This is a genomic window from Pseudomonas sp. LABIM340, assembly GCF_040017195.2.
Lineage (GTDB): Bacteria > Pseudomonadota > Gammaproteobacteria > Pseudomonadales > Pseudomonadaceae > Pseudomonas.
This window is the reverse complement of sequence record NZ_CM200227.1, coordinates 2,951,417-2,974,834: the sequence shown is the minus strand read 5'-3', so window position 1 is coordinate 2,974,834 and position 23,418 is coordinate 2,951,417. Positions and strand designations below refer to the sequence as shown.

General features: G+C 62.9%; 24 protein-coding genes. 8 read left to right on the top strand and 16 right to left on the bottom strand.

Annotation, left to right across the window (positions count from 1 at the left end):
- Window positions 1-86 precede the first annotated feature (86 nt).
- The 5 genes from ABKS89_RS13870 to ABKS89_RS13850 are packed head-to-tail and all read right to left on the bottom strand — an operon-like array spanning window position 87 to window position 4,694.
- Entirely contained in the window at window positions 87-866 is a 780-nt protein-coding gene (locus tag ABKS89_RS13870) for an alpha/beta fold hydrolase (protein ID WP_348589015.1), read from the bottom strand.
- Window positions 867-877: 11 nt separating this feature from the next.
- Window positions 878-1,087: a tautomerase family protein gene (locus tag ABKS89_RS13865; protein WP_138217025.1), complete on the bottom strand. Its 210-nt coding sequence runs from the start codon at window positions 1,085-1,087 to the stop codon at window positions 878-880.
- Window positions 1,087-2,148 (bottom strand): LLM class flavin-dependent oxidoreductase, encoded by a 1,062-nt coding sequence (locus ABKS89_RS13860; protein WP_348589017.1) that lies wholly within the window; start codon window positions 2,146-2,148, stop codon window positions 1,087-1,089. The genes ABKS89_RS13865 and ABKS89_RS13860 overlap by 1 nt, the downstream gene beginning before the upstream one ends.
- Window positions 2,149-2,169: 21 nt before the next feature.
- The gene (locus ABKS89_RS13855) at window positions 2,170-3,165 is read right to left on the bottom strand and encodes a flavin reductase (RefSeq protein ID WP_348589018.1); all 996 of its coding nucleotides are present in this window, start codon (window positions 3,163-3,165) and stop codon (window positions 2,170-2,172) included.
- 14 nt (window positions 3,166-3,179) lie between these two features.
- On the bottom strand, window positions 3,180-4,694 hold the full coding sequence (locus tag ABKS89_RS13850) for an ABC transporter substrate-binding protein (protein WP_242015440.1): 1,515 nt from the start codon (window positions 4,692-4,694) through the stop codon (window positions 3,180-3,182).
- A gap of 456 nt (window positions 4,695-5,150) precedes the next feature.
- On the opposite strand from ABKS89_RS13850, the gene ABKS89_RS13845 reads away from it, so the two are divergent.
- Window positions 5,151-6,188 (top strand): GGDEF domain-containing protein, encoded by a 1,038-nt coding sequence (locus ABKS89_RS13845; protein WP_138217029.1) that lies wholly within the window; start codon window positions 5,151-5,153, stop codon window positions 6,186-6,188.
- A gap of 103 nt (window positions 6,189-6,291) precedes the next feature.
- Here ABKS89_RS13845 and ABKS89_RS13840 read toward each other — a convergent pair whose 3' ends face one another.
- The 7 genes from ABKS89_RS13840 to ABKS89_RS13810 form a co-directional block, all read right to left on the bottom strand.
- Window positions 6,292-7,056 carry a hypothetical protein gene (locus ABKS89_RS13840; protein WP_518301021.1) on the bottom strand — a complete coding sequence of 255 codons (765 nt, stop codon included), beginning with the start codon at window positions 7,054-7,056 and terminating at the stop codon, window positions 6,292-6,294.
- Window positions 7,056-7,793, bottom strand: coding sequence for a hypothetical protein (locus tag ABKS89_RS13835; RefSeq protein WP_348589020.1), 738 nt, complete (start codon window positions 7,791-7,793; stop codon window positions 7,056-7,058). Before ABKS89_RS13835 ends, ABKS89_RS13840 begins: the two co-directional genes overlap by 1 nt.
- Before the next feature lie 261 nt (window positions 7,794-8,054).
- Window positions 8,055-9,575: an amidase gene (locus ABKS89_RS13830; protein WP_348589021.1), complete on the bottom strand. Its 1,521-nt coding sequence runs from the start codon at window positions 9,573-9,575 to the stop codon at window positions 8,055-8,057.
- Between the two features lie 87 nt (window positions 9,576-9,662).
- Window positions 9,663-10,295: a nitrile hydratase subunit beta gene (gene nthB, locus ABKS89_RS13825; RefSeq protein WP_348589022.1), complete on the bottom strand. Its 633-nt coding sequence runs from the start codon at window positions 10,293-10,295 to the stop codon at window positions 9,663-9,665.
- 2 nt (window positions 10,296-10,297) lie between these two features.
- A complete protein-coding gene (gene nthA / locus ABKS89_RS13820) occupies window positions 10,298-10,924 on the bottom strand; it encodes a nitrile hydratase subunit alpha (protein ID WP_348589024.1) in 627 nt (208 codons plus the stop codon).
- A 24-nt stretch (window positions 10,925-10,948) separates the two neighbouring features.
- Window positions 10,949-11,989 carry a phenylacetaldoxime dehydratase family protein gene (locus tag ABKS89_RS13815; RefSeq protein WP_348589120.1) on the bottom strand — a complete coding sequence of 347 codons (1,041 nt, stop codon included), beginning with the start codon at window positions 11,987-11,989 and terminating at the stop codon, window positions 10,949-10,951.
- A gap of 83 nt (window positions 11,990-12,072) precedes the next feature.
- The gene (locus tag ABKS89_RS13810) at window positions 12,073-12,939 is read right to left on the bottom strand and encodes a transporter (protein WP_518301046.1); all 867 of its coding nucleotides are present in this window, start codon (window positions 12,937-12,939) and stop codon (window positions 12,073-12,075) included.
- A 374-nt stretch (window positions 12,940-13,313) separates the two neighbouring features.
- Between ABKS89_RS13810 and ABKS89_RS13805 the strand changes: the two genes are divergently transcribed.
- Window positions 13,314-14,345: an AraC-like ligand-binding domain-containing protein gene (locus ABKS89_RS13805; RefSeq protein WP_348589026.1), complete on the top strand. Its 1,032-nt coding sequence runs from the start codon at window positions 13,314-13,316 to the stop codon at window positions 14,343-14,345.
- Between the two features lie 129 nt (window positions 14,346-14,474).
- On the opposite strand, the gene ABKS89_RS13800 is transcribed toward ABKS89_RS13805, so the two are convergent.
- From ABKS89_RS13800 to ABKS89_RS13790, 3 genes are all read right to left on the bottom strand, one after another.
- Entirely contained in the window at window positions 14,475-15,059 is a 585-nt protein-coding gene (locus ABKS89_RS13800) for an HD domain-containing protein (RefSeq protein ID WP_138217036.1), read from the bottom strand.
- Between the two features lie 62 nt (window positions 15,060-15,121).
- Entirely contained in the window at window positions 15,122-15,892 is a 771-nt protein-coding gene (locus ABKS89_RS13795; protein ID WP_348589027.1) for a class II aldolase/adducin family protein, read from the bottom strand.
- Window positions 15,885-17,012, bottom strand: a complete 1,128-nt coding sequence (locus ABKS89_RS13790) for a TauD/TfdA family dioxygenase (RefSeq protein ID WP_138217038.1) — start codon at window positions 17,010-17,012, stop codon at window positions 15,885-15,887. Before ABKS89_RS13790 ends, ABKS89_RS13795 begins: the two co-directional genes overlap by 8 nt.
- A gap of 308 nt (window positions 17,013-17,320) precedes the next feature.
- Between ABKS89_RS13790 and ABKS89_RS13785 the strand changes: the two genes are divergently transcribed.
- Window positions 17,321-17,968 (top strand): TetR/AcrR family transcriptional regulator, encoded by a 648-nt coding sequence (locus ABKS89_RS13785; protein ID WP_348589028.1) that lies wholly within the window; start codon window positions 17,321-17,323, stop codon window positions 17,966-17,968.
- A gap of 47 nt (window positions 17,969-18,015) precedes the next feature.
- On the opposite strand, the gene ABKS89_RS13780 is transcribed toward ABKS89_RS13785, so the two are convergent.
- On the bottom strand, window positions 18,016-19,587 hold the full coding sequence (locus ABKS89_RS13780; RefSeq protein ID WP_348589029.1) for a sensor domain-containing diguanylate cyclase: 1,572 nt from the start codon (window positions 19,585-19,587) through the stop codon (window positions 18,016-18,018).
- A gap of 413 nt (window positions 19,588-20,000) precedes the next feature.
- Between ABKS89_RS13780 and ABKS89_RS13775 the strand changes: the two genes are divergently transcribed.
- Genes ABKS89_RS13775 through ABKS89_RS13755 form a run of 5 tightly spaced genes read left to right on the top strand, consistent with a single transcriptional unit; the run spans window position 20,001 to window position 23,418 of the window.
- On the top strand, window positions 20,001-20,348 hold the full coding sequence (locus tag ABKS89_RS13775) for a metalloregulator ArsR/SmtB family transcription factor (RefSeq protein WP_043273940.1): 348 nt from the start codon (window positions 20,001-20,003) through the stop codon (window positions 20,346-20,348).
- A 21-nt stretch (window positions 20,349-20,369) separates the two neighbouring features.
- Window positions 20,370-21,653: an arsenic transporter gene (locus tag ABKS89_RS13770; RefSeq protein WP_348589030.1), complete on the top strand. Its 1,284-nt coding sequence runs from the start codon at window positions 20,370-20,372 to the stop codon at window positions 21,651-21,653.
- A 27-nt stretch (window positions 21,654-21,680) separates the two neighbouring features.
- A complete protein-coding gene (locus ABKS89_RS13765; protein WP_138217043.1) occupies window positions 21,681-22,151 on the top strand; it encodes an arsenate reductase ArsC in 471 nt (156 codons plus the stop codon).
- 12 nt (window positions 22,152-22,163) lie between these two features.
- Window positions 22,164-22,865 carry an arsenical resistance protein ArsH gene (arsH, locus tag ABKS89_RS13760; RefSeq protein ID WP_138217044.1) on the top strand — a complete coding sequence of 234 codons (702 nt, stop codon included), beginning with the start codon at window positions 22,164-22,166 and terminating at the stop codon, window positions 22,863-22,865.
- A gap of 7 nt (window positions 22,866-22,872) precedes the next feature.
- The gene (locus ABKS89_RS13755; RefSeq protein ID WP_138217045.1) at window positions 22,873-23,418 is read left to right on the top strand and encodes an arsinothricin resistance N-acetyltransferase ArsN1 family B; all 546 of its coding nucleotides are present in this window, start codon (window positions 22,873-22,875) and stop codon (window positions 23,416-23,418) included.

The following is a 23,418-nucleotide window of genomic DNA, read 5'->3' as shown; positions in this document are numbered from 1 at the left end:
TCTTGTGGTTATCGGTTTTCTAGTTTTTCTGGTCAGTTGCGGGGAGGGTCAGGCCATGCCCACCCTCCTCCGCCTATCGGCAGGCGTTACTGCGAAGCCTTGGTCAGGAAGGCCTTCAGGTGCGGAACCACCTGGTCGCTCGCTTCGATCAGGATGGCGTGCTTGAGATCGGGCAACACCACCAGCTCGGAATGCGGCAGCGCGTCGGCGATCTGCCGGTTGAGCCCCGGATTGCAACCGCCGTCGAACTCACCGGTGAGCACCAGGCAGGGCTGCGTGACCTCATGCAGCCACGGCGCCATCTCGGTCTGCGCATAGATGTGGAAGACGTTGAGGAACACCTCGGCCGGCGTAGCCATCACCTGCTGCTTGCGCCACTCGATGACCTCCGGGTGCGCTGCGCAGAAGCTTTCGGTGAACCAGCGCTGGGTCAGGGTATCGAGCACCGGGCCGATGCCCTTTTCCTCCATGGCGCGGACGACCTTGCGCACGTTCTCGCTGTCCTGCGGCGAACGGAACGCCGCGGTGGACAGCAGACCGACGCTCAGCACGTGCTGCGGATACTTGTGCGCATAGGCCGGGCCGATCATGCCGCCGAGGGAATGGCCGATGATGTGCATCTGCTCGATGCCCAGCCGCGCCCGCAGGGCTTCCAGGTCCGCAACCAGTTCGTCCAGGCCGAAGTCCTCGCTCGGCAGCGGCGAGTCGCCGTGGCCGCGCAGGTCGTAGCGGATGCAGGTGAAGCTGTCCTTCAGCGCCTCGGTGACCTTGTCCCAGCCGGTCTTGCGTGCGCCGATGCCGTGCACCATCACCAGGGCCGGCCCCTGCCCGTCCACCACATAGGCGCAATCGATTGCCTTGCTCATCGTTCGCCTCCTCAGGCCTGGGTCTTGGCGTCTGCAATGATGTCGGCGTAGCTGCGACCACCCACCCCCCAGTCCGCCGGGTCCACTTCCTTGAGCAGGATGGTGACGGCCTGGGCCTTGCCGCCGCAGACCTGCAGGTAGGTCTCGGTCATTGCCTGGATCAACTCGCGTTTCTTTTCGGGGGTGCGTCCGGGGAAGAGTTCTACGGTAATCAGGGGCATCAGCCAGTCCTCTTTGTCATATTGGTCATGGCGGGTTGAGTGGTGTTGGCGCTGAAGTGCGGGATGATCTGCTCGCCGAAGCGCCGCATCATGTCCAGGCTGTCCTCCTGGGACTGGCCGAAGTTGGCGGTCATGATCACTTCGTCGATGCCCGCCTCGGCGTAGGCCGAGAGCTGGTCGAGCATCTGCTCGCGGGTGCAGATCAGCAGGTTCTTGCCCAGCTCCTCGATGGACTGCTGGCGCGGAAGCGCCTCGATGCCGCCGCCATGGACGATGCCGGGGCCGGTGAAGACGTTGTCGAAGCGCCGGTAATACTCGTAGGCCAGCTGCAGCTTCTCGCGGGCGTCGGCTTCGTTGCGGGCCAGGTAGGTGGCGCGCTGCAGCGAGAGCCGGGCGCGGCGGGCGGATTTCGGCTTGGCCTCGGCCTTGCCGCGGCGGAAGGCATTGACCTGGTCCAGCAGCATCTGGTGGTCACCGCTCAGCGGCGTGGTCTGCACCGAGAAGCCCTGGCGTGCGCAGGCCTGGATGCCTTCGGGCGCCATACTCGCCACCACCAGCGGAATCTCCCGCTCGGGGCGCGGCATCACGGTCAGTGGGCCGAACTGGTAGTACTTGCCGTCCCAGCTCACTTCCTTGCGCGTCAGCAGCGCCTGCAGCACGGCGAGGGATTCGTCGAAGCGCTCGCGGGTCTCGTGCATCGGCACGCCGAGCATCTCGATCTCGTACTTGAACGCGCCACGCCCGACACCCAGCACCAGCCGGCCATCGCACAGGGCATCGGCCTGCACCACTTCACCGGCGAACACACGCATGTCGCGGATCGGCAGTACGGCGATGGAGGTGACCAGCTCGATGTGCCGGGTGACCGAGGCGATCTTCACCGCCATCTGCAACGGCGACGGCACCAGCAGGATGTTGATCAGGTGGTGCTCGGGGATCGAGATGCCGGCGTAGCCGACCTCTTCCGCCACCACAGCCTGCTCGACCATGTGCTCATAGAGCTGTTTGCCGGAGGCGTCCGGATCGGGCAGGTAGGAACTGAGGAAATGGTTGAATTCCATGTTGTTATCCACTCGGTGGTCTTAGTGTTTCCAGTCCAGCCAGGGCACGGGCTTGCCCGCGATGCCGGCGATTCGTCCGCCATCGGCGGTGTCGCAGTAGATGCCGAAGCTGTCGGCCTGGCGCTCGCTGAAGAAGCGATGGAGCATGCTGGTGAGGTAGTCGCCGCGGACCAGCCGCCAGGGCTCGTCCTCGGCGCGGAACAGGCGCACTTCGCGCCCGGCGCTGGCAGCCGGCGCCAGCTCGCCGCTGGCGTCGGCGCGGAAGATCAGGCGGGTGAAGTCATCCCCCGCCTCCTCGAACATCGAGTAGATGAACGACACCTCGCCCACCAGGCCAACGCGGCGGAACACCTCGTCGATCACCGCCTTCTGGCTCACCCCGGCGCGCCAGAACACCTCGGGGATGCTCCAGTGCTCCTGGCCCGCCTCGCGCACCAGCAGCACGCCGTTGTCGCGGGCGATCAGGCAACCGACCTTGAGCGCACTGCCGCGCTCCACCTGGATGGCCTTGGCGCCTTCGGCGAAGTCGATGTAGCTGCCGCGGAAGTAGCCCAGCGGGCTGCCGACGCTGCTGCGGTAACGCTGCACTTCGCCGATCAGGATCACGTGGTCGCCCGCCTCCACCAGGCTGTGGCGGCGGCAGCTGAGCACACTGAGGCTGTCGGCCAGACACGGCACGGCGGCCTCGCAGGAGAGCAGTTCGACCCCGGCGAACTTGTCTGCCGTACGCCCGGCGAAGCGGTTGGACAGCTCACGCTGCCAGTCGCCGAGGATGTTGATGGCGAAGCGCTCGGCCGCGCTGAACACCGCCAGGCTGCCCGCGCTTTTCGCAATGCACACCAGCACCAGCGCAGGGCTCAGCGATACCGAGGTGAAGGAGTTGGCGGTGAAGCCGCGCGGGGTGCCGTCGGCCTCGCGGGTGGTGACGATGGTGACGCCGGTCATGAAGGTGCCGAAGACGTTGCGCAGGCTGCGGCTGTCGTCGGCGCTGACCGGATGCCAGTCGAGGTTGCTCATCTCGCTCTCCCGTCTCACGCCAGCGACCAGCGCTCGATGGCACGCATGCCGTCCAGCGCCATGTCGCCGGCAATGGTCGGCGACGCGACCACGTCGTTGCCCATGCCCATGATGTGGTTCATGAACATCGGCACCACGGTGGAGCCTTCGTCGCGGAGCATGGCCTGCATGTCCCAGTAGATGGCCTTGCGCCGGGACTCATCGAGTTCGGAGCGAGCCTGCAGCAGCAGCTTGTCGAAGCGCTCGTTGTTCCACTGGGTGTCGCCCCAGGAAGCGCCGCTGGCGTAGATCTGGCTGAAGATCCAGTCCGGGGTGGCGCGGCCGGTCCAGTAGCACATGCACATCGGCTTCTTCGACCAGACGTTGATCCAGTAGCCGTCGTTGGACTCGCGCACCACCTTGAGGTTGATGCCGGCCTTGCGCGCGCTTTCCTCGAACAGCACACCGGCATCCACTGCTCCGGCGAAGGCCGCGTCGGCGGCGCTGATGCTCACGTCCAGGCTGTCCATGCCGGCCTGCTTGAGGTAGAAGCGCGCCTTGTCCGGGTCGTACTGGCGCTGCGGCAGTTCGCTGTTGAAGTACTTCTGCTGACGCCCGATGGGATGGTCGTTGCCGACGCTGCCGTGGCCGCGCAGCAGCGACTTCACCCACTGGTCGCGGTCCACCGCGTGCTTGAGCGCCAGGCGCACGTTGTTGTCCTGGAACGGGCTGACCTGGGCGATCATCGGCATGGTGGCGTGGTTGAGGCCGGTGACCTCGGCGATGCGCACCTTGTTGCTGCGCTGCAGCAGCGACAGGGTCTTGATCTCCACGCGGTTGATGACGTTGACCTTGCCGGTGAGCAGCGCGTTCTGCCGGGCCACGGAGTCGGCGATGGCAATCAGCTCGGCTTCCTCGACATGGGCGCGGCCCGGCTTCCAGTAGTTGGGGTTGCGTACCACGAAGGCGCGCACACCGGGGTTGTATTCCTTGAGCATGTAGCCACCGGTTCCCACGCCGGAGCGCCAGTCCACCTGCCCGTCGGTACCGCGCGGGAGGATGCTCAGGTGGTAGTCGCTCATCAGCACCGGGAAGTCGGCGTTGCCGCCCTTGAGGCTGACGCGCACCGTCGAATCGTCGACCGCCTTGACCTCGTCGATCTGCGACACGATGGACTTGGAGAGCGACTTGGAGCCGTCCTTGCGGTGGTAGTCGAGGGTGGCCACCACATCGTCGGCAACGAAGGGCTTGCCGTTATGGAACTGCACGCCGCTGCGCAGCTTGAAGGTCCAGACCTTGGCGTCCGGCGAGGACTCCCAGGACTCGGCCAGCTCGGGGATGGCATTACCGCTGCTGTCGATCTCCACCAGGTTGCCGCGCAGCGCCTGGCTCAGCAGCATCATGAAATCGTCTTCGGCCAGGCCCGGATCGAGGCTGTCGGTGGTCGACGCCCCGGCCAGACCGAACACCAGCCGCCCGCCCTTCTTCGGCTCGGCGAACGCCGGCAACGGCAGGCCGCCCAGCAGTACGCCCGCCCACAACAGGCCCATCGTCCCTTTCACCAGGTCACGACGGGTTACGCCGGAGGATGGCTCCCCAGGTTGCTTTTCCTTCATCCCACACCTCGCAAGACACTTGAGTTTTGTACGACCGTACAGGCATGAAGCGAAATTGCACCTGTGGTCATCTGATAGTTGTTATCGCCTCAATGCGGCTGCCAAGGCGTTCTCTGGCGGAATGCTTTTGGACAGTTGTACAGATTATTATCAGCAAGGTTCGGGCCGCGCAAGGAATTTCTGTACAGTCGTACAGAAGACCTCCAGAGAGTCAGCGGGAGGAAGCGACGTCGCCATCCGTGGGGGAATCGCGGTCGCTGGCAAAGGGCGGCAATCGATCCAGGCCACATATCAGCGAGAAACGCATGTCTGGCAGGCATTCCGGGCCTTTCCGTACACGGCCGTTTCGCTAACAATCGCCGGATCAATCCCAAGGGCCGAAGTACCGAAATGGATCAGATACTGTCGCTTCTCTCCGAAACCGTTCCCAAGGCACGAACGCTCGAAGAACTGACGCGGCCATTGCTGTCGCTGCTCAGCAAGGTGACCGGAATGGAATCAACCTACCTGACGACCATCAACATCGAGGAAGGTATCCAGCGCGTCGAATTCGCCCGCAACGTCGGCAACATGGTCATTCCCGAAGGGCTGGTGGTGCCGTGGGCAGACACCCTGTGCAAGCGCGCGCTGGAAGAGAACCGGCTGTACACGGACGACGTCGCGCAATGCTGGGGCGACTCCGAAGCTGCCGCCGCACTAGGCATCAAGACCTATGTGAGCGCGCCCATCCGCGGCCAGGACGGCAAGGTGCTCGGCACGGTCTGTGCCGCCAGCTCCGATCAGGTGGCCCGACAGCCCGATACCGAGCCGCTGCTGAACCTGCTGTCGGGGTTGTTGAGCTATTCGCTGGAGCGCGAGCAGCTGGTCGAGCAACTCCATTGCGCCAATGCCGAGCTGGCCCGACTAGCGCTGACCGACTCGCTCACCGGACTCTCCAACAGGCGCGCGATCCTGGAAAATTTCGCGCACCTGTTTGCCCTGGCCCAGCGGGAAAAGACCTGCGTCCTCGTGGCGGTGATCGACCTGGACGGGTTCAAGCAGATCAACGACACACTCGGCCACCTGGCAGGAGATCAGCTTCTCTGTGGCGTGGCCGGCCAGCTGAAGCACGGCCTTCGCTCAAGCGACATTCTCGGTCGCACAGGGGGCGATGAGTTCGTCGTGATCGCCCTCGGCCCGACGGCCAGCGCTGCTGAGCCGGCGCTGGAAATGGAGCATGCCGCGCAATTGCTCCAGGAACGCCTTACCAGGGCGACCATCGGCAACTACGAGCTGGGTGGCGACCTGGGTGACTACAGCTATGCGGGCGCGAGCGTCGGCGTCGCGGCCGTCATCCCAGGCCAGATGAGCGCCGAGGAAGCGATCAAGCTGGCAGACCGCGAGATGTACAAGGCGAAACAGCGGCGCAGGCTGCAAAGCGCTGGGTGATGCCGGCCGGAGACGTTCGTGATTGGCACAGGCCTCGATAGCTGCCCTTCCTTGGCGGCAGCTATCGGCCAGCAACAGGTGCTCGTGAAGAAGCGCGCCGTGCCTATGGATTGCAGGCGGTGATCGCCTTCTGGCGCAGAGCAGGGTTTTGAACGGCCAGAGCGGCCTCCACGCAGGCATCGGTATCGCTCGAAGCGGCGCTCTGAATTCCTGGTTGCTGAATAAAGCTATCAAGCTTGGTCCCCCACTCCTCCAGTGCAGCGACGCGTACCTGATGATTGGCACGGAACAGGTCCACTCCATGTGGGCCGCTCACGCCACTTCTAACCGGCGTATCCCGATAGCTGCTGACGTCGGCGATGTGCTGTTGGCGCGCATCATAGAATTGCGTGGTGAAACTCGCGGTCGCGCTGTCCTTGCCCCAGGTAGTCGTCAGAAAGACCGCGTCGAGCACGACCAGGTAGTCGTAGTGTGATGCGCCCAGTTGCGTAGGGCTGGATACCAGCTTGACCGTTCCGAACTCGGTCTTGAGCTTCTTGGCCATCCAGTTCAGAGCGAAGCTGGGGTCGAGTGCTTCTGCGAATGCGTCCAGGGTGGCACCCTGTCCTACTGCGCGCAGCACCGCGCTGTCTTCCTTGCTGGATTTGCGCTCTTTGAGATATTCGACGTTCGCCTTGGTGTTTTCGCTGATCAGGACCACTGCGACCTTGTCCGCCCCGCCCACCACCCTCTTCTCAGGCGATTGAGCCGGCGCGCCCTCGAAGATGCCTTGGGTAACAGGCTTCTGGGTAGGCACGGAGATGCAGCCGCCGATGGCCAGGATCAGTGGCGCGAGCCATCCGAAAGAAAATCTGCTTGACGGCATCATCACGGAATTCCGCAATTCATTTCGGGGCTTGGGCGAATGCAAGGTTTTCTCTCCTGAACATAGTTAATGGACTCCTCGCCCTGGAGCTTTTTACCCGTCCCCTGCGAGCTGCCTGGCCCTCTTTGCCGGGCCGCCTCGAGCTCCCGCTGCGCGTCCTTCAAAGCGCTTAGCGCTGCCGCCTGCTGCTCCTGAACTTGCACCGCACTCTGGATCTGCTGCACGGAACTCGTAAGGCCCATCAGCGAAGCCGAACTGGGCATGGGATTGTTCGCCTCGATCTCTTCGAAGCGCCTGTCCTTTGCGCTCGCATCGAACTGCTGATCGGAATCCAGGGCGTTGCCGAAGATATCCTCTGCCGTAGAGCTCCCACGGTCGGAACTCTGCTGATTGTTCGGCTTCTGACCCTTGGTCGCACAGACCACACAGCGCTCGACCTGCACGCGCTGGGATGAAAGGGGCTCTGCTGATGTCCCCTGGATACGATCCTCGCCAGCCCCACGCGGAAGGACGGTGAAGTAAGGAGTACTGTCGACGTGATACTCGACCTTGGCGCACTGGCTGACGCTGGTTGAAATGGCGAGATCAGCGCCATACAGGCCCTTGGTCGTACCGGTCGGTGAAACCTGGATGCTCGCCGTGCACCGACCCTGCTCGACGCTGCAGTCGCATTCATCTGCGGCGGCGACCTGGGCACACGCTATCCCGGAGAGGAGAACTCCAATGACTCGACTCTTCATGATGGCTCTTGCTCTGAATGAGGCAGATCCGCCTCAAGCCTTCGCCCTTTCCCGACGCGAAGCTTTACCGGCGGTATCAAATAGCCACTAGCATCGCCTGCTTTCGCAAACATTTCATCATCTAGATGGATGAGCCGACCAAATACGTTCAGCCACCTTTGAGACGCTCCTTCCCAGCGACCTCTATGGATCGGAAGCTGCCAAAGCAAAGCGCCGACCCGAGGTCGGCGCGGTGGAACGGAGATTCAGACTTCTTCCGAGTTACTGGCGAGCTCGCCAGTCAGTGGTCTGCTCGAACGCATGGGCCGCGCGGTAGATATCCGCCTCTGCAAAGTGTCGACCGACCAACTGCAGGCCTATCGGAAGACCGTCATGAGTGGCGCAGGGAATCGACATGGCAGGATGGCCTGTAGCGTCGAAACCACAGGTGTTACACAGCATCTCGAAGGCGCGGGCCAGCACGTCGGCCAGCGCTGCGTTCGGGGCAGGCAACGGCGTGGCGCGAACCGGCAGGGTCGGCATCAACAGCAGGTCGTAGCTGCTCAGCAGGCCGTCATAGTCAGCACGCAAGCGACGAGCGAGATTCTGCGCCTTCCCGTAAAAGCGGCCTCGGTAGTTTCGATTGACGTACTCCCCCAGGATGAAGGTCGTCTTCACGGTGTCCGGAAGGTCGTCGGCGCGCTCACGCCAGCGCGCGTGGTGCTCCATCATTCCGGTCAGGTAAAGGCCGCGCCAATTGAAGCCGTGGCTATTGCCTTTCATCATCTGCTCGGAGGCTCCTTCGGCCGCTATCGCCAGCCAGATCGCCGGCCCCTGGCTGTGCGCAGGCAATGAAACCTCCTCGACCGTGGCGCCCAGTGCGCGGAACACATCCGCCGTCTTGCGCACAGCCTCATCCACGACGGGCTCGGAGTTGGCGTGGGCAAACCCTTCACGCAGGACGCCGATGCGCATGCCGACCACACCGCGACCCAGCGCCTCCAGGTAGCCGCCAGCGGGTGCCAGCGCGTTCTGCCTGGGGTCCAGGCCATCCGGGCCAGCCAGCACTTCCAGCATGAGGGCGTTGTCGCGCACGCTGGCCGTAATCGGCCCCAGGTGGTCCAACGTCGATTCGATCGGCATCGCACCGGTATAAGGCACCAGCCCATGCGTGGGCTTCATGCCATACACGCCGCAATAGGCCGCCGGGATGCGCACTGACCCACCCTGGTCGCTGCCGATGGCCATGTCGACCTCGCCTGCGGCGACCAGCGCGGCAGAACCCGAGGACGAGCCACCCGCCGAATAGCCATGGCGCCGAGGGTTATGTACCGGGCCGCTGGCTGCGGTGTGCGACCCGCCGGAGAAGCACAGCGCCTCGCAGACGGCCTTGCCGGTGATGGTTGCGCCGGCATCCAGGAGCCGGCTGACCACCGTGGCATCCATCTCCGGTACGTAGCCATCGAGGGTGAAGGTACCGTTGAGCATGGGCAGGCCGGCAACAGCGACGTTGTCCTTGATCACTACCCGCTTGCCCGCCAGCGCCCCTTCCGCGCTCCCCAGGATGAGCGCCTTGCATTGCCAGGCGCCCAGTCGGTTTTCCTCCGGCGAAGGCACACGCAGATCCTTGCGTGGATAGCGCACTTCCGGCAGGTAGTCAGGGAGACTATCGATCAGGTCATAGGCATCGAAGTTTGCCTGAAGCAGATCGTGATAATCGTTGAGTTGCGATGGGCTGAAGGTCATGCCGAGGCTCTTGGCGATCTCACCAAGCTCAGCGGAGTCTGGTCTGCGTATGGCCATGCTGATGTCTCACTCTGCAGATAAGAAAACGGAGGCGACGAGGGGCTGATCTTCCGGGAAGACCTCGCCGCCCCCAAAAGCTGTTCGTCAGGCCAGGAGCAGGTAGCCGCCAAACAGGTCGACCACCACCGTGCCTGCGTCCGCCGCATTGCCCCACAGTTCCTGGGTGGTGAATTGGACGTGGTAGGTCGGTTCCAGCGGGCTGTCCCGCCCGTGGCCGACTGCGTCAGGGAAAGGCCATGAATGGCGAGTGCGATGCAGCACCACGCCACGCTTGCCGCGAACATACCCCGGCATGCGGATGTGCCCGGAGACGCACTCGTCGCGGACCAGGACCTGGTCGCCTACCTGGAAGGGCCTGCGCGGCGGATTTGCCTCGCGCCCGGGGCCTATCGGCAAGGCCAGCGGATAGCTCCCGCCGGTCAGCTGCGCCAGGCGCTCCTGGCTCAGCAGGCCCTTCTCGACGAACAACGAGGCGACACCGATGACGATGCGATCGTAGTAGCTGGATGCGAGGTACTGCCTGGGCTCCATCCGCTCGATGGCGTGCCGGAGCTCATCGACGTTGAACAGCCCGAGCTCACCCGCGCCCAGGAACAGCAGGCTGTAGCCCAGGTGTTCCCAGTCCTCGTGGAAGACCGGCTTGTAGCTCAGCGAATTGGCCAGGTGGGCGACCGGCCCGAAACCTTGCAGGCCGCCAAGATCATGAATGCCGTCCATGCTCAGCTCACCTCCCTTGTCGAATCGTTCGCGGCGGGCACTTCCGGGCGAGCAATGCCAATCAGCACATCCTTGGTCACCAGGGCGGCGAGTTCTTCCTCGCTCCAACCCTCGGTCCCTTCAGGGCGCACCGGCAGCACCATGTAGCGAGTCTCAGCGGTGGTGTCCCAGACGCGGATGGCGACTGCTTCGGGCAGGTCCAGCCCCATCTCGCGCAGTACGCTGCGGGATTCGCGCACGACCCGGGCACGGTATTCGAAGCTCTTGTACCAATCCGGCGGCAAACCCAGGACGGGCCAGGCGGTACAGGAGCAAAGCGTGCAGACGATGACGTTCTGCAGTGTCGGCGTGTTCTCCAGAGCGACGATGTACTCGCCCTGCACCCCGGTGTAGCCGAACTGGTCGCAGGCCGCGGTGCCGTCGAGCAGCAACAGCTCTCGATAGGCCGGATCAACCCAGGCACGGGCTACCACGCGCGCACCATTGGCGGGATCGAAGTCGGTTTCCATGACCTGCGTGAAGTTTTCGACATAGCCTTCAGGCACCACGCCTTTTTCTTCCAGGGCGTGCTTGAGGGCGAACGCGCGATCGGCAGCAGTGCCTGCAGAGATGCTTGCTTTGTGGTTCATATTTATCTCCTCGTGACTGGCCGCTCAGATGCCACGCATCAGCCCGGTTCCGGGGTGACAGTTGAGGTATTCGTAGCGCTGGTCTTCCGCCCGCAGCACGCTGACTTCGTGGTAACCCTTCCACTTGAGTTCGCCCTGCAGCGACTGAACCATCCGCAGGAAGGTGCCGAAAATCTCGATGTGCGTGGGATGGGACTCGGACCACCGCTCCAGATGGGACATCGAGCGCCAGTGGCTGACGGAGAAGCTCTTTTCCTGGGGCTGCCCGTTGGCGTCGATGTGCCGCAGGTAGCGGTTGCTGTAGCAGCCCACCGGCTGCCCCTGGTCGCGCAGGAAGTCCATGCCGGCACGCAGGACCGGTTCCATCTCGCCCAGATAGAGCTCGCGTTCACGGCCTTCGGTCTCGCTCCAGTCCTGGCCGGAGCGGATCACCACCAGGTTTTCGTGGCCGCTGACGCTGACCATTTCCGATGCGTGACTGAAGGCGAGTTCACCCGACGGCGTCATGGCGTCTGTTTGCGAAATCGGGATGCGGTCGCGCATCGATCCCCAGTAGCCGTGCTCCTGAATCTCGTTGCTGCGGGAGCCCATCGCCAGCCCCACGCCTTCCATGCCCTCCGGCATGGCATACAAGGTCTCGAAGCGCTCCACACCGGGCGTGATGACTTCGCGGAAGAACCCAAGGCCACTACTCGCATTGAGGTGCGAGGGCCACGCCGCGCCGTTGCGATCGTCCGCTTTCCAGCGTTCGAAGGCGGCGGGATCATCCCAGTAGGCGATGGCGATCATGTTGTCGTAGCCGTCGGTATCCCGGTAATGGGCGAGGTCGTGATGGCGCGGACCGTCAGCGTGCTTCAGGTTCTCCACGATCATGCGCAGCGCGGAGCAGGCGGCACCGAGCTGACTTTCACCTTTGCTCTGCACGCCGATATACGCCATGACGTAACGGGTGATCGCGGCATCCGCGCGGCCGACCCAGGCCGGGAACGGAGGGGTGTAGTCATCATCGACGCGGCGCGCGCGCGAACGGGGGCAAAGCAGATGCTTATCGATTGCTGATTCCATGGAAGCCTCACAGTTTTTGTTGTAGTTCGCCGGCATGCCGGCCTTGGTGCGAGTCGGGCGCTGCTGTGTCAGAAGGTGCTGCGTCAGAAGATGTGCGCGTAGCGCAGGTTCAGGCGGAAGTCTTCGCGCGGCCCGTTCTCCACCGCGAGGTCGCGGCCCAGTTGCAGCTGCAGCTGGTCCTTGGGGGTGACGAAACGGCTGGCGGTAACGCGGAAGTTGGTCGTGCGCTGGCGGTCATCCCGATCGACACCCTCCACACGGGTCTCGCCGCCCCACAACTGGCCGATCCCCAGGCTGAGATCGGTGGCCCGGTCCGGCATGTACCGCCCCATGAGCTGGGCGCTGTAGGAGGTCTTCTGCTCGAGCTTGAGCGAGGCCGGGCCGTAGTCGTCGTTGTTGGCGTACCAGATGACATCGCCGATCAGGTCGACGGCCCACTTGTCGCTGAAGTGCTTGATGTAGGCACTCTGGAAATCGACCTTCCAACGGTTTTCCCCCAGGTTCAGCGCATCGTTCTTGTCATAGCTGCCGGTGGGCGCGAACAGATAGGCGTTGACGCTGAAGACATCGCGGGCATCGTTGAGCAGCACCTTGATCGGTGCGGTAAGGATGAGATCACCCGTGCCGCTGGTATCCCCCAGCGGCGATGCGTCGCCGTTGCCCGACAGATGACCGAAGGGCAACAGCACCTGCGGATCGATGGTGACCGTATCGCTGAGCTGGTAGACGTGCAGCAGACGCAGAATCCCGACGTCGGAGGTGATATTGAAATCCGAGCTGGCGGAATGGCCGTCGCTGCGCAGCGCATTCGTCGTCGCGTGCTGGTAATAGACCAGGCCGATGGTTGCACCTGCCGGGTACTGTTCGTAGTCACCCGGTGCTACCTCCACCGCCAGGGTGGAGAACGACACGCCGATCAGGATCAGCCCCGCGAGGGCGGAGCGTTTCAGTTCGCAAAACAGGGATCTTGTTGTTTTCATGGTTTTGCCTTGAGCCGGAGCCCCGGAGGGCATTGAGGTCCGTGACCGTCCTGATTACCCGCCCCTGTCGAGGGTGGCGGTCCGACGTCTGGCTCATTCGCCAGGTCTTCCTTGTCACGGCTCAAGCATGAAACTCAAAGCGGCGCCCTTCTTGGCTGAAGCGGAACAACAACTTGGTTCGAACGGCCCTTGCGTCCGGTTTGCTGGCGAGCAACCGATTGCTGTTGTATGAAGGACTCAAGGGCGCAACAGCCCGGCAGACGAAACCTTCGAGTCGGCCTCTGCGAGCGAAGGCAACGACGGATTCATCCTGAAAAGTAATGAACAACAGGGGTGCATCGACGATGGACAACCAACCAGGGGCAGAGCCGGCGTCATCGCCAGCGCTCTGGTCCAGTGACCGCATCGAGTTGGCAACGCTCAGCAACTCGTTCCAGGATCGGGTCGACTACTGGCGGGAAATGATCCTGCGGCTGTTCGCCGATGTCGAAATCGGCGCCCTTCCCAATCCGGCATTCTTCGGCCGCGTGCGCTCGCAGAAGTGCGAGCTGCTGCGCGTCAGTGACGTCGGCGCCTCGGCGCAGGCCGTCAACCGCCGCCACCTTCACCCCCGCTGTCGCGAGGAGGACAAGTACTTCGCCGTGTTGATGCTGGAAGGCAGCGAGTGCCTTGAGCAAGGCGACAGCCGGGCGAAGATCGGCCCTGGCGAGCTTTCGATCTACGACGCGACCCGCCCCCACCACCTCAGCTTCGACAGTGACTGGCGGCAGATCATCGTCAGCGTCCCGCGGGCCAGCCTGAACCAGCTGGTGGTGGACATGGAGAGCCGGACGGCTACACGCATCTCGCTGGACAATCCGACGGGGCGAGTACTTCGCTCCTTCCTGGAAACACTGAGCACGCAGATAGGAGAGTTCACGCCGCAGGAGATGGCCAGACTGTCGGAGTCAGCCACCCACCTCATCGCCCTGACGCTGGGCAACCTGCAGAACCTCGCCCCCGATCACTCCCGCTCGCAGATGCTGACGCTCACGCGGGTGAAGATCTTCATCAACGACAACCTCCGCGATCCTGCACTGAGCGCGCAGCAGATCGCCTGTGCGACCGGCCTCTCCGCTCGTTACATCGGCAAGCTGTTCGAGCGCGAGGGAAGTTCCCTGATGCGATACGTCCTGCGTCGTCGCCTGGAACGCTGCGGGGCCGAGCTGCGGAGCCCGCTCTGCTCAACGCTGCGCATCTCTGAAGTCGCCTTTCGATGGGGCTTCAATGATATGTCGCATTTCAGCCGGGTTTTCCGCGACTTTTATGGTTGCAGCCCCAAGGAGTGGCGCGCAGTGCAACTGCCATCGCCCTCAGGGGAAGGAAGCTCCTGCTAGGCCCCAAGCGGCCAAAGAGGCGTCGAACGATGCCCACTGGTTTTCCACCAGGCGACGGGTTCCGGCCAAGAGCGGACATGGACGCGGCAAACGGAAACGTGGAGCGGAGCCTCAGCCCCGCTCCACGAATCAAGCCGATTTAGCAGGGGTATACATCGAGCGCTTCGGTTCCGCGAACACCCGACGAAGCATTGGCTCGAAGAACGCCAGAGGCTTCGTCGGGAGCAGCGGATCGAAGGCCGGTGCATCGTATTTTGCGCAGAACTCCACGGTACGTTCGAAGTTCGGGTCACCGCGAAACTGCTCGCGCAGGTTGCGATCCTTGCCGATCAGGTGGAAGAAGAAATAGCTCTGGAAGATGCCGTGGTGCTGCACCATCCAGAGGTTTTCCTCACTGACGAAAGGGCGAAGTATCGCGGTGGCGATATCCGGATGGTTGTACGAGCCGAGGGTGTCGCCAATGTCATGCAGCAGTGCGCAGACGATGTATTCCTCATCGCGTCCATCCTCCCAGGCCAACGTGGCGCATTGCAGGGAATGAGTCAGGCGATCAACGGCGAAGCCGCCGCAGTCACCTTCCAGCAATTTCAGATGGGCGAGGATTCGATCAGGCAGATAGGGGCCGTAATTGCTGCGAAACTCGCGGCTGATGATGGCCCAGTCATCGGCCGTGCCGTCTTCCATGTGCGTGAAACGGGCGCGTTCGTGCTGCATAAAAGAGCTCTCTTGTTCTTGTTGTCGAAAGCCCCTCTCCAGCCGGAAAGGGGCTGCTGGGTTCACTGGTCGTAGCCGGGCAGTTCACGGTCAAGCTTGCGGAGCAGTGCTGGCCAGGCCAGGGCGCCGAAGCGCCCCAGCATGCCGGTGTGGCACATCTGCTCGGTCGTGATACGGGCTTCGTCGCAGGCCTTGTGTATCGGTCGCCCCATCCCCAGTGCGCACACCTGGGCGGCACACGCCCGCTCAAGCATGTGCATGCGGATGAACGCTTCGGCCACGGTTCCGCCCAGGGTCAGGGTGCCGTGGTTGCGCAGGATCATCTGGTGCGTGTTGCCGAGATCCTTCTGCAGACGTTCGCGCTCCTCCAGGTGAAGCGCTGGCCCTTCATAGTCGTGGTACGACAGATCGCCAGTCAGGAACATCGCGGTCTGGAACAGCGGCAGAAGCCCTTCCTCCAGTGCCGATACCGCCATGCCGCTGGTGGTATGCAGGTGAATCACGCACCCCGCGTCATGCCGAGCCTGATGCACGGCGCTGTGGATGGTGAAGCCGGCCTTGTTGGCGTTGTACGGCGACTCGCCGATCTGGTTACCGTCCAGATCGATCTTGATCAGGCTGCTCGCGGTGATCTCGTCGAACATCATGCCGAACGGGTTGATCAGGAATTCGTCGGTAGTTCCCGGAACCCGCGCGGAGATATGCGTGGCAATCAGGTCGCTCCAGCCAGACAGCTCGACCAGGCGGTAAGCGGCCGCCAGGTCTACGCGCGTCTGCCATTCCAGGGCCGCCTGATCGGTTGCGCCCTTCGGAACGCTCTTCAGCTCAGCCATGGCTCCCGCTCCCGAACAGCTGAACCTGGATGTTGCGCTCGCCCTCATAGGGAGAGCGGCCGTGCAGCACGAGGATGTTGTCGATCAGCATCACCTCGCCTTTCTGCCAAGGCACGATCACCGTGGCTTGATGGCCAGCCTGGCGGTACATCATCACTTCGTCGTGGGTCATGGAGGTGTCATCACCGAAGGTGCACTCGGTCGGCTTCGGACGATGGGTGTAGCGCTCGGTGTAGGCCGGCCAGTTGATGCTGTTCACGCCGCTGTCGATGGTGTTCATCGTGTTGGCCTGGTTGAACATGTGCTGGGTACCCAGTACCGGATGATTGACGAAACCGCTGCTGCGGTAGCGGGTTTCCAGACTCCCATCGTCGAGCCAGCGCCATTCCAATCCCATCTTCTCGCAGGCCGCCTGAGCTTCGGCCCGGTCTTCGGTGAAGAACGCCTCCTGCCAAGGCCGGTGCAGGCTCACCAGATCCGGATGGAGCAGGTCATCGCTCTCGACGTACTTGTCGCGGAAGTTGCGCTTGTAGATCAGGCCGTGCCGGCGGATGCGTTCCAGGAAGCTCGGTTCAAGCAGCGACTCCAGGCGCGAGATCAGTCCGATATCCGTCGCACCGCCCACTTCCGAGGGCTGGTGGCAGTAGAACCCGACCTTCAGCGGCCAGTGCTTCAGGTAGCTCATTTCCTGGTGAAGCGGCAGGCGGATGTTCTTCGGGAATCGCGTGGCCTCGAACACCTTGCCGGCCAGTGCCGCGCGCGGCGTACCGCCGCCTGTGTAGCCCATGTCCGCACTTGGGTAGTGGGCCATCATCTGGGCGAAATCCTCGGAGCCGTTCACCGGAAATCCACGCAGACGCAGCGCGCCGAACTTGTGCAACAACGCTTCGATGGCCTGCTCATGTTCGACGAACCAAGCCTTGAACGCGGCGAAGTCCGTTTTCAGGCGCTCCGAGACTGGCTCGATGAAGAGCGGAACGCCCTCGGGGTGCAGGTGGACACAAACCTCACTTCCCAGATCGGGATGGGCAGCAGGCTGGGTGTAATCACGCACAGCGGTTGCTGCGACTTGAGCAGGTGCATTCATCGTTCTCTCCAATTTTTTTGTTTTCGATGACATCCAAGTGGCTCGGCAGCCGAAGGCCTGTACCGAGATGCATAGCCCAGATCAGGTTGCAAAATGACCAATTGATAATCTGGAATATGTTTTCTACGATAGGCACGAGAAAATGCCACTGTCAACGCAGGGATTGGAGTCGCGGAAATGGAGGGCGAACTCATTGAGCGGGTGCGGAAGACTTGCCATCACACCCGGGAATACCAACGCAGGCAGCTACGAGTGACCACGGCTCCAAGGGCGGCAAGCTATGTCCTCTGGAGGCGAGCGGGTATGCTCCTCGCCATTGATCCAGGAGAGTCGCATCGACCATGAAAGCCGCCTTGAGCGAACTGGACGGCCTGGCCGGTTACCAGTCGCCCCGCTACGCCCCCGGCCTGCGCACCACTCATGCCATGCTGGAAGCCGGGCGCCGCCTGCTTCGCCAGATGTCGCTGGAGCAACTGACGATCAATGACCTCTGCGCCCGCGCCGAGGTGACGACCGGAGCCTTCTACACGCGCTTCGAAAGCAAGGAAGTGTTTTTCAATGCCCTGCAGGTGCTGGTTCAAGCCGAATTACGCGATACCACAGCGTTGCGCATGGGGCAGTTTGATGCCCGCCAGTGGGGGCTGCGCGAGATGATCGAGCAGATTGCCCGCCATCTGCGTCTATGGGCCTATCGGCATGAAGGCGTGCTGCGCGCGTCCATCATCCAGCGCGCTCGTGAAGGGGACGACCCGGTGAAGCGCCTGAACATGGCCTACGTCGAACAGGCAGTGCCGCGGCTGGCCCGAATCCACCCGGCAGGGCCGTCGCCCCTGGTAGAGCAACGCATCCTCTACGCATTCCAGATGATGCTCGGCACCCTGGTTTACGCACTGGTCAACCATGGCGGAACCCTCGCCCTGACTGATCGGCGGACGGAGCGGGAAATGGCGCGAGCGTTCTACCTGTATGTCACTCAGGAGCTCACCTGAGCCGGGGAATTCCCATTGCCTGAATGCTCGCTCCGGGTCGATGCCTGCTAGGCAGTTATGGCCGGTTCGATCCGATTGCGCCCATCCTTTTTGGCCTGGTACAGGTGTTGATCCGCCCGCTTGAGCGCTGCATCCGCTGATTCGTCCTCGCTGTCACGGCTGGCCACGCCTATGGACACTGTGATGCGGCCGACTTGGGGAATTTCACGCGCGGCGATGGCTTCTCGAATACGCTCAGCAATAGCCTGTGCCGTCGCCAGGGACGTATCCGGGAAGATCAGCGAGAACTCTTCTCCGCCAGCGCGGCACGCTAGATCTCCTGCGCGAGTGTGCTCCTGGAGCACTGCTGCGACCTGCTGCAACGCTACGTCCCCCGCATCGTGGCCATAGGTGTCATTGACGCGCTTGAAGTGGTCGATATCCAGGGCAAGAACTGAATACTCCTGCCCCGTTTGTTCCAACAACTGAAGCAGCCCCCCCATGGCCCGACGGTTGGCAAGTCCGGTCAGAGAGTCACTTTGAGCCTCATGGTGCAGCCTTCCCAGTTTCTGCTGCAGCAACTGCACCCCAGTCAGCATGGCCTGGCGAATGGCTGAGGCGTCGGGGTACCAGGCGTTCACCGCTGTTAATTGCTCCGCTGTCTGCGGCGCCGACAATTGCTCGGCAATGGATGCGAGCTGATGGAGTGGACGGGCAATCAGCGCTGCACCAAACCAGACCAGGATCAGCCCGATCAAAGCGGCCGGCAGCATCTCCAGGATCATGTCGCGCATCAATCGGTCAAGCGGCGCCAAAGCTATTTCACGGGGCTGCTGCGCCACTACTGCCCAGTTGGCGTTCGCGACATGGGCGTACCCCGCGAGCATTGGAATACCCAGGTAATTGGGGACTTCCATGGCTCCGCTTTCGCCCCTCAATGCCGCATCGACTGTCTTGCTCCAGTCGAGTTTTTCGCCGATTCGCTCTGGTTCTGGATGAAACAACAGCCGGCGGTTTCCATCGGCCACGAAGGCAAAGGTTCCTTCATGGTGGAAGTGGCTGCTGATCACGGTATGCAGTGCGCTCTGCTTACGCAGGTAGACGGAGCCGCCAATGATGCCAAGGAAGCTGCCGGAGCTATCGAAGATCGGCTGGGAAATGAACACCACAAGGTTGCCGGCTACGGAAACATAGGCCGGGCTGACTTGTGGGCGATGAGTCTGCAGCGCTTGCTGGATGCCCTCCGAACGCAGCGTGGTTCCGATGATCTGCAGTGCATCCGGATAGGCCTGCAGTACCTTGCCGGAGGCATCGACGATGGAAATGGAATTGAAGTCGATGTCTTGGGCCTGCAATCGCATCGCTTCGTCACGCAGGCGCGCGGAGTCGCCCCAATGCTTGCTCAGCTCGTCAGCGCTGTAGCGCAGATGACTTTGTGTCGAACGCAGGAACTCACTGATGTTGGAGGCGACCTTGGATGCGTAGGCGCTGTTGGAGGCTAATGCGTGCTCGATCAGCGCGTCACGCTGGACTCTGTAGGCCATGGTCAGACTATTGGCCAATGTCGCCAAAACCGACAGCAGGACCAGCCCGAGAATCAACGAGCGTAGATCCATTGGCCAGGCAGTTTTCGGCTTCATGCGGTTCACCCTGTTCCAGCACATCGAAATGCCCTCCGACGCTGGCTGGAGCCCCGTGATTTCAGGGTAGGTCAGCCATCTTGGGCTGAGTGGAATTGCTCTCAGTGAAGCAATCACCGCAGTGCGGCAAACAATGCTATCGATGAAGGCATTTTCTTCGCCTGCTCTACAGCAAGGGATGTGAAAGCAGCCTGTCTCTCAAGAGGTGTTTACCTGGGGATCAACATTGCAGCTCTGTCCCCCAATGCCCCCGCCACTTGGCCGTAGAAGAGCAGATGCATTCATGTCCGTTCCGGTAGCGGCCTCTTACGAGCGGCAGCAGCTGGCCATGGAGCGGGCGCTCAATTTCAGCAGGGCTTGCCCATTACATATGGAAATACGTATATTCGGTTTTCCATATGTAAGGTGAAGCCATGATCACTCCACCCGAAGTCTTCAAGAGCCTGGCCGACGAGACCCGTGTTCGCGCCACCCTGCTCATCGCCAGTCTGGGCGAACTCTGCGTCTGCGAGCTGATGTGCGCGCTGGACGACAGCCAGCCGAAGATCAGCCGCCACCTGGCACAGCTACGCAGCAGCGGCCTGCTGCTGGATCGTCGCCAGGGCCAGTGGGTGTATTACCGCCTCAACCCCGAGCTGCCTGACTGGGTACACGAGATGCTGCAGGTCACCCTGCGAGCCAACGCGCAATGGCTGGCCGACAACACCCTCCGCCTGCAGAACATGGACGGCCGCCCCGTCCGTGATGCCGCCTGCTGCTGATCCTTTCCAAGCGAGTCCTCCATGCTGGTCGCCGTTGCTGTCTTCGTCGTCACCCTCGTACTGGTTATCTGGCAACCCAAGGGCCTCGGCGTCGGCTGGAGTGCCGCACTGGGCGCGATCATCGCCCTGGCCGCCGGCGCAGTTTCGCTGCACGACATCCCGACCGTCTGGGCGATTGTCTGGAACGCCACCACCACTTTCATCGCCGTCATCATCATCAGCCTGCTGCTGGATGAGGCCGGGTTCTTCGAGTGGGCCGCGTTGCACGTCGCGCGCTGGGCGAATGGCAGCGGCTACCGGCTGTTTGCCTTCTGCATACTGCTCGGCGCCGCTGTCTCGGCGCTGTTCGCCAACGATGGTGCGGCACTGATCCTCACACCTATCGTCATGTCGATGCTGCTCGCCCTGCGCTTTTCGCCCGCCGCGACCTTGGCCTTCGTCATGGCTGCGGGCTTCATCGCCGACACAGCGAGCCTGCCGCTGGTGGTCTCCAACCTGGTGAATATCGTCTCGGCTGATTACTTCGGCCTGGGCTTCGCCGAGTACGCCTCGGTGATGGTGCCGGTGAACCTCGCCAGTGTCGCCGCCACCCTGCTGGTGCTGTTCCTGTTCTTCCGTCGCGACATTCCGAGGCAATACGCGCTCGATGCGCTGAAGGAGCCAAAGGCGGCGATCCACGACCGCGCCACCTTCATCGTCGGCTGGTGGACGCTGCTGGTGCTGCTGGTCGGCCTGTTCGCCCTGGAGCCGCTGGGCATCCCGGTCAGCGCGGTGGCCGCAGTCTGCGCGGCCATCCTGTTTGCCGTCGCCGCTCGTGGGCACCGCATCTCCACCCGCCGCGTGCTGCGTGAAGCGCCCTGGCAGGTGGTGATCTTCTCCCTCGGCATGTACCTGGTGGTGTACGGCCTGAAGAATGCCGGCCTCACGGACTTCCTCACTTACCTGCTCGACCGCCTTGCCGAACAGGGTTTGTGGAGCGCGGCCATCGGCACCGGCCTGCTCTCGGCGCTGCTGTCGTCGGTGATGAACAACATGCCCAGCGTGCTGGTCGGCGCCCTGTCGATCCAGGCCAGCGGCGCGGAAGGACTGGTGCGCGAGGCGATGATCTACGCCAACGTGATCGGCTGCGACCTCGGCCCGAAGATCACCCCCATCGGCAGCCTTGCCACGCTGCTCTGGCTGCATGTGCTGGAGCGTAAAGGCATGCGCATCACCTGGGGCTACTACTTCAAGGTCGGCATCCTGCTGACCCTGCCCGTCCTGCTGATCACCCTTTCGGCCCTGGCGCTGCGCCTGAGCCTCTGATGTCCGCGTTGAGCGGAGGAGTCCTCCATGCGAGTCCTGTTCATGTGCACGGCCAACAGCTGCCGCAGCATCCTTTCCGAAGCGCAGTTCAACCACTTGGCGCCGGAAGGTTTCGAGGCGGTCAGCTCCGGCAGCTTCCCCAAGGGCCAGGTGCTGCCGCGCAGCCTAACCACCCTGCACCAGGCCGGTATTTCCATCGAAGGCCTGAGCAGCAAAGGCAATGACGCGTTCGAAGGCAATCCGCCAGACATCGTCATCACCGTCTGTGACAAGGCCGCCGGCGAAGCCTGCCCGGTGTACTTCGGCCCGGCGCTGAAGTCCCACTGGGGGCTGGAAGACCCGTCCGATGTGGTGGGTGATGAGCCCGCCATCGACGCCGCCTTCCGCGCCACGCTGGCGCGCATCGAGCTGCGCTGCCGGGCCTTCTTCGCCCTTCCTTTCGCCACCCTCGGCCGCGACGAACTCAAGCGCGAGCTGGATCGCATCGGCGCTCTCTGAGCAGGAGGAAACATGTCCGAGCAACTGCCCAACCTCGACCTTTCGCTGTTCGACCTGCCGCCTGCGGCACCCAACACCAGTGAGCACAAGCCACGCATCCTGCTGCTCTATGGATCGACCCGCGAACGCTCCTTCAGCCGCCTGCTGGTGGAGGAAGCTGCGCGCCTGCTGGAGCACTTCGGCGCTGAGACGCGCATCTTCAATCCTTCGGGCCTGCCGCTACCTGACGATGTGCCGGTGGAGCATCCCAAGGTGCAGGAATTACGTGATCTGGTGCTATGGTCGGAAGGCCAGGTTTGGTGCTCGCCGGAGCGACATGGCGCCCTGTCTGCGGTATTCAAGGCGCAGATCGACTGGATTCCCCTGGCGCTCGGCGCCGTGCGCCCCACCCAGGGCAAGACGCTCGCTGTGATGCAGGTCTGCGGCGGCTCGCAGTCGTTCAACGTGGTGAACCAGCTGCGCGTGCTCGGCCGCTGGATGCGCATGTTCACCATCCCCAACCAGTCCTCGGTGCCCAAGGCTTACCTGGAGTTCGACGACGCGGGACGCATGAAGCCTTCGGCGTACTACGACCGTGTGGTGGACGTGATGGAGGAACTGGTGAAGTTCACCCTGCTGCTGCGCGATCGCCAGGACTTCCTCGTGGATCGTTATTCGGAGCGCAAGGAAAGCGCCGAGCAGCTGTCCGCCCGCGTGAATCAGCGCTCGATCTGAGGTCGCCATGCCCATCGAAATCAGACAAGCACGCCCTGAAGATGCGCCGGCAATCCAGCTCATCTACGCCCCCATAGTGGCTGGCACGGCAATCTCCTTCGAGGAGGTACCGCCGACCATCGAGGAGATGCGACAGCGCATCGTTACGACGCTGCAGAACTACCCGTACCTCGTTGCAGAACGCGATGGACGCCTGGTTGGCTACGCCTATGCCAGCCAGCACAGGGCGCGTGCCGCATACCGATGGGCAGTGGATGTGACCGTCTACATCGCAGAGGGTGAGCGTCGTGCTGGAGTGGGTCGCAGCCTCTATGCCGAGCTGCTTCCCATCCTGGCCAGGCAGGGATTCAACGCAGCCTATGCCGGCATCGCGCTACCCAACGCCGGTAGCGTTGGCCTGCATGAACGGCTCGGATTCCGGCACATCGGCACTTTCCCTCAGGTCGGCTTCAAGCTGGGCCAGTGGCACGACGTGGGCTACTGGCGACTGGAACTCGGTACGCCGAGCAACTCGCCCAGCGATCCCCGTCGATACCCGGAGATCAATCGCTGA

Excerpts from the sequence above, each read along its gene's own strand:
- ABKS89_RS13770 (WP_348589030.1), top strand. The coding sequence starts at position 20,370 with ATGCTGGTCGCCGTTGCTGTCTTCGTCGTCACCCTCGTACTGGTTATC.
- ABKS89_RS13855 (WP_348589018.1), bottom strand. The coding sequence starts at position 3,165 with ATGAGCAACCTCGACTGGCATCCGGTCAGCGCCGACGACAGCCGCAGC.
- ABKS89_RS13805 (WP_348589026.1), top strand. The coding sequence starts at position 13,314 with ATGGACAACCAACCAGGGGCAGAGCCGGCGTCATCGCCAGCGCTCTGG.
- ABKS89_RS13795 (WP_348589027.1), bottom strand. The coding sequence starts at position 15,892 with ATGGCTGAGCTGAAGAGCGTTCCGAAGGGCGCAACCGATCAGGCGGCC.
- nthB (WP_348589022.1), bottom strand. The coding sequence starts at position 10,295 with ATGGACGGCATTCATGATCTTGGCGGCCTGCAAGGTTTCGGGCCGGTC.
- ABKS89_RS13780 (WP_348589029.1), bottom strand. The coding sequence starts at position 19,587 with ATGAAGCCGAAAACTGCCTGGCCAATGGATCTACGCTCGTTGATTCTC.
- ABKS89_RS13785 (WP_348589028.1), top strand. The coding sequence starts at position 17,321 with ATGAAAGCCGCCTTGAGCGAACTGGACGGCCTGGCCGGTTACCAGTCG.
- ABKS89_RS13860 (WP_348589017.1), bottom strand. The coding sequence starts at position 2,148 with ATGGAATTCAACCATTTCCTCAGTTCCTACCTGCCCGATCCGGACGCC.
- ABKS89_RS13775 (WP_043273940.1), top strand. The coding sequence starts at position 20,001 with ATGATCACTCCACCCGAAGTCTTCAAGAGCCTGGCCGACGAGACCCGT.
- ABKS89_RS13865 (WP_138217025.1), bottom strand. The coding sequence starts at position 1,087 with ATGCCCCTGATTACCGTAGAACTCTTCCCCGGACGCACCCCCGAAAAG.
- ABKS89_RS13850 (WP_242015440.1), bottom strand. The coding sequence starts at position 4,694 with ATGGGCCTGTTGTGGGCGGGCGTACTGCTGGGCGGCCTGCCGTTGCCG.
- ABKS89_RS13815 (WP_348589120.1), bottom strand. The coding sequence starts at position 11,989 with ATGGAATCAGCAATCGATAAGCATCTGCTTTGCCCCCGTTCGCGCGCG.
- ABKS89_RS13830 (WP_348589021.1), bottom strand. The coding sequence starts at position 9,575 with ATGGCCATACGCAGACCAGACTCCGCTGAGCTTGGTGAGATCGCCAAG.
- nthA (WP_348589024.1), bottom strand. The coding sequence starts at position 10,924 with ATGAACCACAAAGCAAGCATCTCTGCAGGCACTGCTGCCGATCGCGCG.
- ABKS89_RS13755 (WP_138217045.1), top strand. The coding sequence starts at position 22,873 with ATGCCCATCGAAATCAGACAAGCACGCCCTGAAGATGCGCCGGCAATC.
- ABKS89_RS13790 (WP_138217038.1), bottom strand. The coding sequence starts at position 17,012 with ATGTCATCGAAAACAAAAAAATTGGAGAGAACGATGAATGCACCTGCT.
- ABKS89_RS13845 (WP_138217029.1), top strand. The coding sequence starts at position 5,151 with ATGGATCAGATACTGTCGCTTCTCTCCGAAACCGTTCCCAAGGCACGA.
- ABKS89_RS13800 (WP_138217036.1), bottom strand. The coding sequence starts at position 15,059 with ATGCAGCACGAACGCGCCCGTTTCACGCACATGGAAGACGGCACGGCC.
- ABKS89_RS13840 (WP_518301021.1), bottom strand. The coding sequence starts at position 7,056 with ATGATGCCGTCAAGCAGATTTTCTTTCGGATGGCTCGCGCCACTGATC.
- arsH (WP_138217044.1), top strand. The coding sequence starts at position 22,164 with ATGTCCGAGCAACTGCCCAACCTCGACCTTTCGCTGTTCGACCTGCCG.
- ABKS89_RS13870 (WP_348589015.1), bottom strand. The coding sequence starts at position 866 with ATGAGCAAGGCAATCGATTGCGCCTATGTGGTGGACGGGCAGGGGCCG.
- ABKS89_RS13835 (WP_348589020.1), bottom strand. The coding sequence starts at position 7,793 with ATGAAGAGTCGAGTCATTGGAGTTCTCCTCTCCGGGATAGCGTGTGCC.
- ABKS89_RS13765 (WP_138217043.1), top strand. The coding sequence starts at position 21,681 with ATGCGAGTCCTGTTCATGTGCACGGCCAACAGCTGCCGCAGCATCCTT.